Below are 12,445 nucleotides of genomic sequence, written 5' to 3'. Positions count from 1 at the left end.
CTCTTTACTCCAGTGTTTTATTTTCATCTATATTATCATTTTGCTTAATGTTAAGTAATGTTTTGGTATCAACTATCACATCAACATCATCACTTTTTGCTGATAATCTTTCTAATTTATTTTTATACTTTAACTTCATTTTTTCTTTTGCTAGTTGTTCTTCTAGTAAAAATTTTAATTCTTCAACTGAAAGCTCTGATGTATCAAAATTCATTTCGTGAATATCAATTGCAATTTTGCCTTTTAAGATAGCTAAGTTTCTATTTAAATCATTTATTTTTCTATTTTGTTCATCAAATTTTATTGTTATATTAATTGAAATAACTAAACTTACAAATGTTAATAGAATAAATAACAATATAATTCAAGAATTTTTATCTATTCCAAAAGCATTTTTACCGATTCAATCAAAAATATTGTACTTATGATATGGAAAATCATTTCTATAGATTCAAATAAAATTTATAATTAGTAAATAAATTGAAAAACCTAAAAAAATAACATTTATTGTAATTCAAAAAACAGTTGTTTTTGTTCTGATTGTTTTTTTTCTAAAAGCAATAGAAAATCAAACACAAGAAATAATTGCAAAAGTGATAAATAAAATTGGGAAAACTATTGATGTTCATTTACCAACTTCATCTTCGTTTGTTCTAATTAAAGAATTTAGTGTGTGTAATTCCATTCATTTTATCCTTTTTTTGTATATCTAATTATATTATGGATTACTTATTTGTAACGACCAAACTTTTTAATAAAAGGAAGAATTAAAAATGAAAAAATGAAAAGCTGAAATTTCTCAGAAAAATTAGTTACACTAAATTTTTCTTTTTCACATTTTGTACTCACCTCAATAAAATCCTGTTGTTTGTATAAGAGATTTAAAAAATCTTGTGGATGAATTTTGCAATGAAAAAGATTTTTTATTAATAAAAAAGAAGAACTATTATAAATTTTAAATCTTGTGTAAGGATCAGCAATCTTTATATTAACTAAAAATCAAATATAAAGTTTCCTTTTTTTATTCTTTTTGTTTTTTATATATCTAGAAGCAAAAATAACTGATTTTTCGTAATTATAGTCTTTGTTAATTTCGTTCAATCTCTTAATTTCATCTAACTCAATTCTTCCACATTCTCCAAATTCAATCCAAATTTGATATTTTAAATTTTTAATAAATTCAAATCCTGATTTTAATGCTTCATAATAACCAGGATCATAAGATAATTCAATATTTACAAAATGATTAAATTTTAAGATTTGACTTGTTCTATCTTTTGATTCACGAGTAACAAAATATAAGTCATAGTCTGTTTGTAGTTCTACTAATTTGTTGATATTTTCAATTAAAAAAAATTCATCATTTTTTAAAACAAATATAATACATTGTGTTTTCATTATTTTAGAAAAACCTTTCTTTTTCCTGCTAATTGAAATTCAATAGCATAAACGAAACCATCAGAACACTTTATTTCTGGAGCATTTTTTACTACTTGTTTTGTAGCTTTAAAAACTTTCATTCTTTGATTATTTGAATTTAAAATAATGTAAGCTCCTGGAACTGAAGATAAAGATCTGATTTTATTAATTGTTCTATCCATAGTGTCAAAAATAATTTGTTCATCATCTTTAGTAATTTTTGGAGCGAATGTAACCAGAGATTCTTCTTGTGGTTTTTTTTGAAAATCATTATTAGCGATTTTATCTAATCAATCAACAATATATTTAGATGAAAGAATTGATAATTTTTCTAACATTGAATCTAAATTATCATCAGGTTCAATTTTTATTTTTTCCTGAAAAAGAATGTCTCCTGCGTCCATTTTAGTAACCATTTCTATAAATGTTATACCTGTTTCAGTATCACCGTTATTTAAAGCGTATTGAATTGGGGCAGCTCCACGATATTTAGGTAATAGAGATCCATGAATATTGTAAGATCCTTTTTTTGCTAATTTTAAAATATTTTCAGGAATTATTTGTCCATAAGCCATTGTTATTAAAACATCAAAATCTAGCATTTTTAATTCTTCAAAAATATCATTTATTCTTTCTGGTTGAAAAATTTTAAGCTTATGATATTTTCCTAATATAACTGTAGGCGGTTCGGTTAGTATTTGTTTTCTGCCAACAGGTTTATTAGGTTGTGCTATTAAACCTACAACTTCAAAATTTTCAATTATTTTAGTAAAAGTAGAAACGGAAAAATTAGGAGTGCCTGCTAAAAGAATTTTCATACTTTATTCTTGCGCTTCAGTATCTTTATCAATATTTTTAGTTTCAGATAAATTGTTTGAAGAATCTGATGTTTGTAATAATAATTCGTGTGTTCTTGTAATTTCTTGTTCAACTTCTTTTTCAATTTGTTCTATATCTAAAACTGCAACTGATTGAATTTTTGAATTATCTTTGATTTGAATAACTCTAACTCCTTTGGTTGATCTAGAACTATCAGCAACAGTCTCCAAACTAGTCCTAATAGCAATACCTTTGTTTGTTACAACCATAATATCTTCGTTACCATTTACTAGACCAACATAAATAAGCGCACCAGATTTATCAGCATTAATGGACTTAACTCCTTTTGCTCCTCTTTTTGTTTGTCTATATTCATTAAGTTCTGTTTTCTTACCAAATCCATTTGCTCCAATTGATAATACAACATTCCCTTCAGATGTGTTTGAAGCACCGATAACTTTTGCTTTCTCATTTTCATCAAATCTCATTCCAGTTACACCAGTTGCAGTTCTTGACATTGGTCTAACTTGATCTAATGAAAATCTTACAACTTTACCATTTGAAGCTCCAATGATAATTTCATCATTTTCTTTTACTTTCATTGCTTTAATTAATTCATCACCTTCACGCATACTTAAAGCAATTTTCCCATTACGATTAATTCTTTGATATTGAACAATTGGGGTTCTTTTAATAACACCAAATTTGGTTACTGTAACTAAGTATTCATCTTCATTATACGAATTAGTTGCAAGTAAAGAAACAACACGCTCATCTTTTTCAATTTGAATTAAATTTAAAAATGGAATTCCTTTGGCTTGTTTTGACATTTCTGGAATTTGATGTGCTCTTAAGCGATAAACTTTCCCATATGAAGTGAAAACTAATAAATCTGTGTGTGTAGTTGTAGAAATAATTTTTGCAACATCATCATCACTATAAGTTGTTTGTGTAGAAGAACCAACTCCACCTCTTTTTTGAACTTTATATTCAATTAAAGGAATTCTTTTTACATATCCTTTTGCACTCATAGTAATCAAAATATTTTTTTCTGGAATTAAATCTTCATCAGAAATGTCGCCAAAATTATTAATATCAATTTCAGTTCTTCTTTCATCGCTATATTTGTCTCTAATGATTGTTAATTCATCAATAATTAATTGAATTAATTTTGAACGATCAGAAAGAATTTGTTTAAAGTTAGTAATTGAATTATTTAATTCTGCTAACTCTTCATTCATTTTTTCAATAGCAAGACCTGTTAATCTTCCTAATCTCATTTCTGTAATTGCTTTTGCTTGTTTATCTGAAAGATCAAATTGAGTCATCATTTTTTCTTGTGCTTCAGCATCTGTTTTAGAATTTCTTATAATTCTAATGACTTCATCAATATTACTAATAGCAATTTTTAAACCTTCTAAAATATGAGCTCTAGCTTCAGCTTTTTCTAAATCAAATTGTGTTCTTCTTGAGACAACATTAATTTGATGTTGTAAATAAACATCCAATGCTTCTTTAAGGTTTAATAATTTAGGTTCATTATTAACTAAAGCTATCATATTTGCAGAATAATTTGTTTGCAAATTAGTTAATTTAAATAATTGATTTAACAAAACTTCAGGAACAACATTTTTCTTTAATTCAATTACGACACGAATTCCTTTTCTTGAAGTTTCATCTCTAAGATCAATAATACCTTCAACTTTTTTTTCTTTAACTAAATTAGCAATTTTTTCAATCATTAAAGGTTTTCTTACTTCATAAGGAATTTCAGTCACAATAATTCTAGATTTTCCATTTTTTAAAAGTTCAATATGTGTTTTGGATCTAACAGCAATAGAACCTCTCCCTGTTGTATAGGCATCTACTATACCTTTACGCCCTAAAATCATTGCTCCCGTTGGAAAATCTGGACCTTTTACATATTGCATTAATTCCTCAATAGTAATTTCAGGTTTTCTTGCAAGGGCTATAACACCATCAATAACTTCTCCCAAATTATGTGGCGGAATATTTGTTGCCATACCAACAGCAATCCCAACTGAACCTGAAATTAACAAATTAGGAAATCTCGCTGGTAAAACCAATGGTTCTAGTTCAGAACCATCATAATTAGGAATAAAATCAACTGTATTTTTCTTTAATCCATCAATCATTTCATTAGCAATTTTTGACATTCTAGCTTCAGTATAACGCATAGCAGCAGCTTCATCACCATCAATTGAACCAAAATTACCATGTCCGTCAATTAAAGGATATCTCAATGAAAAATCTTGTGCCATACGAACCATAGATTCATAAATTGCTGTGTCACCATGTGGATGATATTTCCCTAAAACATCACCAACAATACGAGCTGACTTTTTAAAAGGATCTGATGAAGTAACTCCTAATTCTGACATTGAATACAAAATTCTACGATGAACAGGTTTTAAACCATCCCTAGCGTCAGGTAAAGCACGAGAAACAATAACGCTCATAGCATATTCAAGAAAAGATTTTCTCATTTCTTGAGAAACATTAATTGGTGCTAAAAATTCTGTTTCTTCTTCAATTAGTTGTGATTGAACCTGATATTCCTCATTATTTTGAGGAATAACTTCTTCATCTTCTTCAACAACTATTTTTTTAATTTCGTTTTCTTCTTTAAAAACAACTTTTAATTCATCAGTATTTCCATAATACTTCGAATCATCATCTTTATCATTTTGTTCTTCTTTTTTATCTTCTTCATTATCAATAAACGCCATAAATTTCCCCTTAAATAATTAAAATCTCCATAAATTATACTAAATAATGATGATTAATATATATGTAATATATATTAAGCGCTAAAAAAATTATCTAAATCTAATAAAACGTGTGTTTGAGTTTGATGAGGCTTATTTAAAATAGTTGTCCCTTTGAAAGCATTTTCTAGGATTACTTGGTTTCTGTGTTGAAATTCAATTGTTTCTACAATACCTAAATCATTAAAGTAATCTGCAGGTAGCTTAAATAATTTAGGTAATATTAAGTGTTTAACATCTCCATCTAAAAAATATTTGTTTAAATTTTGGTATTTGTATAAATCTTTTTCTAAAACAGAAGAAAAATCTAATGTTTTTGTGTTTTGATCATAAATATTTTTGGAAGTAATTTTTTTTCTACTAATATTAAAATTAGGATTATTAACAATGCCTTCATCTTTAAACGAGTCTTCTTGTAATTGAACATCAATGCCGATTTCAAAATTGCAATTTGAATTAAATGCTCTTGATTCAATAACTTTAATAGAATAAGTGTTTTTGAATTGAACAGAATTTTGTAAATTTACAAAAGCTCCGGATCTTACATTTTCAACACTTTCTAAATTAAATGAATTAACATCTAAATTTTTATATTGACTATCAATTACATTAGCAGGAATTGTATTCATACCTTGAAAAAAATTTTCATCTAAAGATAAAATTTGTGCTCTGTTAAATGTATTGGATAAAGATTTAGACATTAATTTATCGTTTGAATTTCAAGTAATTTTTTTGATTACTATATTATTCGAAAATACTTTATTGAATATATCGTTAATAGATCTTTGATTAGGCAAAACTAATTCATTTAGAGTAAATTTTTCGTTGTTATGAATTATATTTTTAAAAAATAAATATAAATAATTTATGATCTTTTTATTTTCTAAATCTTTTGAACTCATATCTAAAATTTGTGTAGATGCATTGTACCCTATAACTTTATATAATTCCTCATTAGATATATGTTGGTTAATTTGTATATTTTCTATAACATTAATTGAAGAACCAAAGAGATTTTTATAAATATCATATTCATCAAAATTAAAATTATTAATTGTAGTTAAAGAAGAACAATTATTAAAAATTTCAGTACCTAATATAACATTGTTTTTAAAAGAAATAGATGTTGATAATTTTCTACATCCATAAAAAACTTTATCACCAATTTCATTTGTGTTTTCTATTGAATTAATATTTTCTAAGTTAAAACAATTATTAAAAGCAAATGATCCTAATTTTATAACATTGGATAGATTTATTAAAGTTAACGAAGTACAAGAAGAAAAAGCGTATCTGCCTATTTCATTTGTTTTATTTAAATCTACATTTTTTAATTTAGAACAATTATAAAAAGCATATTCACTAATATTAGTAATATTAGATAAATTGATATCTATTAAGTTATTACACAAATAGAAAGCATACCTAGGAATAATTTGAATTTTACTTGAAAAATTTACTTGTTCAATTTTACTAGAGTAAAAACTATATTCGCCCAAATTTTCTAATTTTTCTAAGTTTAAATTTCCTCTTATACTAGAATTTGCAAAAGCCCAATCGCCAATATTAATAGGATTAAAATTATTATGTTCAATTTTAATTTTTGAATTTTGAAATGCTTTGGATTCAATCTCTTGAATATTCGAATCTAATAAAATTGTTATTTCTGATCAATCTAATTCTGCAAATGTTGAATTAAATATCTTAGATACTTTATCCATATTTATAGATATGATTTGATCTTCATATCCAACTAAAAATTCATTAAGGTTTTGATTGTTATTAATATTATATTTTTCATAAAAATTAAATAAATTAAATTGTTTGTTACTATTAAGAATGTCATCTGTTAAAGCAGAATCTCTTTGAATTAATTTTGCATTTTGTTTTATCATTTTATAAAAAATTGGATTAATTCTTTTAGTTTTTGAAGTAAAAATAATATTTTTATTATTAAACAAATCATTATTCAAATTTGGAATAATATTATCTTTTAAGTCTTCATCAAAAATAATAGTAGAAATACTATTCAAATCTTCATTACTTAATACATCAAAAATATTAATAGATCAAAGTTTCTTAGATAATCCATTTATATTGATATCTATATTCTTATAATTAAAAGTATTACCATTAATTAATTTTTTGATTTCAGGATTTGAATCACGATTTATTTGAACATTAAATGGTAAATTAGATTGCGATATTTGAATAATACAACTTGGAATATAAATTTCTTTAATTACCCACGAACTTAGTTTTCATTTAAACTCATAATTAAAGTTTTCATCATAAAAAATAATCTTATTACAAGTTAAAGGATAATCATTTAAAAAATTTATATTTAAAGTAGATAATATAGAAAATGTAGGTAAATACACATTATTAAATTCTAATTTATTTTGAGATTTAGAAATTATCTTTAATACATTTTCTAATTCTTCTTTGGTTTGAATTTCATTTAAATATAAATTTTGATCTCTATAATATTTGTTAAAATCTTCAATAGAAGTTATTTCAATAACTTTAACATTTGAATCAAAACAATCAGCATTATAGTTAATTACTAATTTTGGTAACTCAATTTCTGATAAAACATTTCCAGTAAATGTTCCGCTAACTAAATTTTTAACTATTCCTTTTTTATTGAATTTGATTTGATTAATAAAATTACTACCAAATTTTGAATTAAAAACTATTTCTTTAAACATTGACAAATCTAACGTATTAACTATTCCTTTATTGGAAAAATCATAATTTATTTCAATTAAATCAATTATTTGATCAGCTTGATCAACTCTTATAAACATTTCTCCTAATTCTGAAGATAGATTTAAATTTTTATTGTTTAGATCTTTATAATCAATAATAGTAAATGTGTCTTTTAAATTCTCATTATCAACTTTTAATTGAGGTGTACCTATTGCCCCAGTAGGGTTTTCTAATTTTTCATCTTGATTAAATAAATCATATGTAAATTTTATAAATGGAACATTTTTAATAATCGAGGTTGTTTGAGTAGGTATTTTTAATTTAAATGTTAATCCAACAACATTTTCCAAAGCTTTATCAATATCTATATACCAATTAATAAAATCTTCGTTAGTTTTGGTTTTTCTAAACAAGTCTATAATTCTTTCATTTTTAAATTCTTTTTTAAATTCTATTGATTGATTGATTTCTTTTGCTGCATTAGCAACAAATTCTTTTTCAGTTGAAAAATTAAAATCAAATGATTTGTTAAAAATATATTCTTCATTTTGTTTAGATAAATTGACTAATTTAATATTAAAATTTAATTTCTTCTTACTTTCATCGTATATGGGTGATGAGAGTAATTCCATAGTAATTTCATAATTTGTCTCATTTTTTTGAATTTCTAAAATTTTGTTCATTTCTTTTAAATTAGATTGATATTGAACAAAAATTTTTTTTGACATTTTTATACTTGATTTAATTCCAACAACAATTTTTTGTTCTTTAACTAACTGTTCTAATTCTAAACTTGAAGGTGATGTTGATTTAGAAGAACACGAAATAACAAAAGTTGAAATTGGTATAAAAGATAATATTGAAGAAATAGTCAATAACGAAATTTTGTTTTTGCTCAACTTCATGATTAAAATTTTATCATTACATTTTTGTTTAAAAAGTAATAAAAATCTCTTTTATTAGAGAGATTTTTACATATTTTCAAAGCTAAAATGTTATTTTAATGATGTTTGATTTTGAACATTTACTTGTTGTGTTTTATTGAATTTTTCAATAACTTCTGATAGACTACCAACATAAGCAAATGCTGATTCAGGAATGTAATTAAATTGTCCTGAAATAATTGCTTCAACTGAATCTAATGTTTCTTCTAATTTAACAAATCTACCCTCAACTCCTGTAAATTTTTCTGCAATTGTAAATGGTTGAGTCATGAATTTTTTCAATCTTCTACCTGTTTCAACAATTTGCTTATCAGACTCAATTAACGCATCAAATCCTAAAACATTAATAATTTCTTCTAATTTAATTAATTTATTAAGAATTTGAGCTGTGTTTCTTGCGATTTGAATATGACGTTTTGAAGTAAACTTAATTGATAATAGTTTTGAAGATGAGGCCAATGGATCAATAGCTGGATAAATTCCTTGTGCTGCTAATTGTCTTGAAAGAATAATTGTTGAATCAAAGTGAGCAAATGTAGCAACTGGAGCTGGATCTGTGAAATCGTCAGCTGGAATATACATAGCTTGGATAGATGTAATATCTCCATCTAATGATGAGTTAATACGTTCTTGTAATCTTCCCATTTCAGATACAAGTGTTGGTTGATAACCAACAGTTGAAGGTGTTCTTTCTAGAAGTGTTGAAAGTTCTGATCCGGCTTGTACATAACGGAAAATGTTATCAATAAACAATAGAACTGATTTACCTAAGTTATTTCTGAAATATTCAGCAATTTTAACTCCTGTAAATCCTGATCTTAAACGTAATCCAGGAGCTTCATTCATTTGCCCAAATACAAATGTTGTTTTGTCTAAAAATCCTAATTCTCTAGCTTCTTGTCATAATTCATGACCTTCACGAATACGTTCCCCAATACCTGTAAACACAGACAAACCATCATGATGTTTAATAAATGTATTAATTAATTCTTGAACAATAACTGTTTTTCCAACTCCAGCACCACCTAATAGACCTGTTTTTCCACCTTTTGCAATTGGAATTAATAAGTCGATAACTTTGATTCCTGTTTCAAGTAATTCTGTTTTTGGAATAATTTTATATCTATCTTTTTGTTTTGTTTCTGTAACTTGCAATGGAGCATAATATTTTCCATCTAATCCATGTTTAGGATCATCCAAAATTCTACCAACTGGATCAATAACTCTACCTAAAATTTTAGGAGAAATTTTAATTGTATATGGTTGGTTTCTTGAACGCAATTCTTGTCCAATTGCCAATCCTTCCTCTGATCCTAAAACAAAAGCAGAAACTAATTTATCATTAATAATTTCTGAAACTTCTAAAATTTTAATTTCACCATTTGGTAATGCACCTTCAAACACTGAACCAATTGAAACTTTTTCTGAAGCTTGAATAATTTGAATTTTATAAACTTGCGATTTTACTTCAGCAACAATCCCTTTAATTACATATCCTTTTGGATCAATTGGTTTAACAGGATTTGTTGCTGTAAATTTCTTAATTGAATTTTCTCTTCTTTTTAAGAAGTCATTTGACTGTTGAGCTTTTAAAATCGCTCTTATTAAAGTAGGTTTTTCTATTCTATCTGCAGAAGAAATTTTTAAGTTATCTGCAATAACATTTAATTGTCCTTCTAACATTAAAGCTAATTCTTCAGCTGTATACACCTTGTATTGTGATTTAATCATTTCATCTTCAACTGAAGTTTTAACTTTTGTTTCTTTTTTATCTAATTCAATAGTTGTTGTTTTAGTTTTACCAGTTGATTTTGTTGTTTCACCTGATTTTTTAATTGTTTTTTTGATAACCAAAGTTCCAGTTTGTGTTTCTTGTTTTGGTTCTTCAACTTTTACTTCTTGAGTTTTTAAAGTTGTAGCATCATCAACTTTTGGTTTACCATATTCATCTTGATGATCATAAATTGTTTTACAAATTAGATATTTATTTTTAACATCAAAAGCTAATATTTTTTTAATTAATTCTGCTTTTGTTTTAATGTTTGCAGTTGCAATTTTTCCTATCTTAGCAGCTTTTTTAAGATTTACAAAATCAAAACTTTCTAGATATCTTCTTTTATCTGCAGGTGATTTGTATACATCATTAAATTTCATATGCTATTCCTTTCTCTAGACCTCTTCTTTCATATGCTAAAAGAACTCTACCATCATTTCTGATATCTTTGAATACTTTAATGAATTCTGGGTTGTTTCTCAATCATTTATTTTCTGATAATAAGTGATATTTTATTAAAGGTAAAATAATATGTTTTTGGTATAAAGAAACTGCTTCATCATCAACATCTTTTTCATTAACAATTTGAATTAATTTTCTACCTAAAACATCTTTTGTTAAGAATACTTTAATTACATCTTTTAGTGTTGTAAATAACTCTACTGCTTTCTCAATACCTTCATTGAAGAATAGTGATAAGAATCCATTTTTTAAAAGCATAAACATTATTGCTGTTACTTCTAATGAAATAACTTCATATTCATCTTGATTGATAATAATTTCAAAAGCTTTACCTTTTGCAATAGTTTCACGATCTTTATCTGAAATGTTTGAATTAAATGAAGCAAATTTTTTGAAGTTTTCATACTCAGAAACTAGATTTTTTAAACCTGATGTTGCTTTTCTCATTGATTTAGTTTGTACTTGTGAACCTAAACGAGAAACTGAAATTGAAATTTCAATAGCTGGTCTTCTACCTTCGTTAAAAATATCTGTAGATGTGTAAATTTGCCCATCAGTAATTGAAATAATGTTTGTTGGAATATAACCTGAAATATCTCCATCCAATGTTTGAGCAATAGGAATCATGGTAATTGAACCACCACCAACTTCAGGTTGATATCTTCCACATCTTTCTAATAATCTAGAATGCACATAGAAAATATCCCCTGGGAAAGCTTCACGACCTGGTGCTGATCCTGTTGATAATGATAATTCTCTATAAGCATCAGCATGATTTGTTAAGTCATCAAATATTACTAATACATCCTCACCTTGTTCTTGTAAATATTCAGCAATTGAAGCTCCTACATAAGGTGCTAGAAATTTTGAAGCTGCTGAATCATCTGGTGCAGTTGCAATAATAATAGTTTTACTTAAAACACCACGTGATTCTAACACGTTTTTAATTTCAATTAACTCTTCACGTTTTTTACCAATTGCAACATAAATATTTAAAACATTTGATGATTCTTGTGATAACAACGCTGTAATAGCAATTGATGTTTTTCCTGTAACAGCATCACCAACAATCAATTCTTTTTGCCCTCTACCAATTGGCAATAAACCATCAATTGCAGATGTTCCTGTTTGTAAAGGTTGATTAACTTCTTTTCTTGTATATAAAGGTTTAGCTTCTGATAAAACAAATTTTTGAGCTAAAACTTTAATTAAATCTACTCTGTTTCCTTCAACTAAGATGTTTGAATTAACATCAATAATTGCTCCAAAGAAATTGTTAAAAATTGAAACTGTAAATACTTTACCTGTGGCAAATGCTTTACCACCTACTTTAATTTCTTCATGAGTTGATTTACCAACTAAAGCAACATATGCTCTATAAAAGTTAGCTCTAATTACGATACCATTTACTTCTTTTCCGAATTTAATTTCTTCAAGAAATTGGAATGAATGTTGTCCTTCAACAACAATAATATCGTCCTTGATAGAAATTATTGATAATTCTTTTTCTTTCATAATTTCTCCTT

Annotated in this window: 7 protein-coding genes; all 7 read right to left on the bottom strand. The window is 25.6% G+C overall.

Annotated features, from left to right (window positions below; all coding sequences use genetic code 4):
* Positions 1 to 4 precede the first annotated feature (4 nt).
* The gene (locus tag ACJA28_RS03275; RefSeq protein ID WP_022935536.1) at positions 5 to 685 is read right to left on the bottom strand and encodes a DUF2304 domain-containing protein; all 681 of its coding nucleotides are present in this window, start codon (positions 683 to 685) and stop codon (positions 5 to 7) included.
* Positions 686 to 729: 44 nt separating this feature from the next.
* Complete coding sequence (locus tag ACJA28_RS03270) at positions 730 to 1,398, bottom strand: hypothetical protein (protein ID WP_022935537.1); 669 nt, start codon at positions 1,396 to 1,398, stop codon at positions 730 to 732.
* Positions 1,398 to 2,237, bottom strand: coding sequence for a methionyl-tRNA formyltransferase (fmt, locus tag ACJA28_RS03265; RefSeq protein ID WP_022935538.1), 840 nt, complete (start codon positions 2,235 to 2,237; stop codon positions 1,398 to 1,400). Before fmt ends, ACJA28_RS03270 begins: the two co-directional genes overlap by 1 nt.
* Before the next feature lie 3 nt (positions 2,238 to 2,240).
* Positions 2,241 to 4,988: a DNA gyrase subunit A gene (gene gyrA / locus ACJA28_RS03260; RefSeq protein ID WP_022935539.1), complete on the bottom strand. Its 2,748-nt coding sequence runs from the start codon at positions 4,986 to 4,988 to the stop codon at positions 2,241 to 2,243.
* A gap of 74 nt (positions 4,989 to 5,062) precedes the next feature.
* Positions 5,063 to 8,644: a leucine-rich repeat domain-containing protein gene (locus ACJA28_RS03255; protein WP_022935540.1), complete on the bottom strand. Its 3,582-nt coding sequence runs from the start codon at positions 8,642 to 8,644 to the stop codon at positions 5,063 to 5,065.
* Between the two features lie 90 nt (positions 8,645 to 8,734).
* Entirely contained in the window at positions 8,735 to 10,837 is a 2,103-nt protein-coding gene (locus ACJA28_RS03250; protein ID WP_022935541.1) for an MMOB1670 family gliding motility ATPase complex subunit, read from the bottom strand.
* Positions 10,827 to 12,434, bottom strand: coding sequence for an MMOB1660 family gliding motility ATPase complex subunit (locus ACJA28_RS03245; protein ID WP_022935542.1), 1,608 nt, complete (start codon positions 12,432 to 12,434; stop codon positions 10,827 to 10,829). The genes ACJA28_RS03250 and ACJA28_RS03245 overlap by 11 nt, the downstream gene beginning before the upstream one ends.
* Positions 12,435 to 12,445 lie beyond the last annotated feature (11 nt).

This window comes from Mesomycoplasma moatsii (genome assembly GCF_045276915.1).
Classification (GTDB): domain Bacteria; phylum Bacillota_I; class Bacilli_A; order Mycoplasmatales; family Metamycoplasmataceae; genus UBA710.
This window is presented reverse-complemented; position numbering and strand designations above follow the sequence as displayed.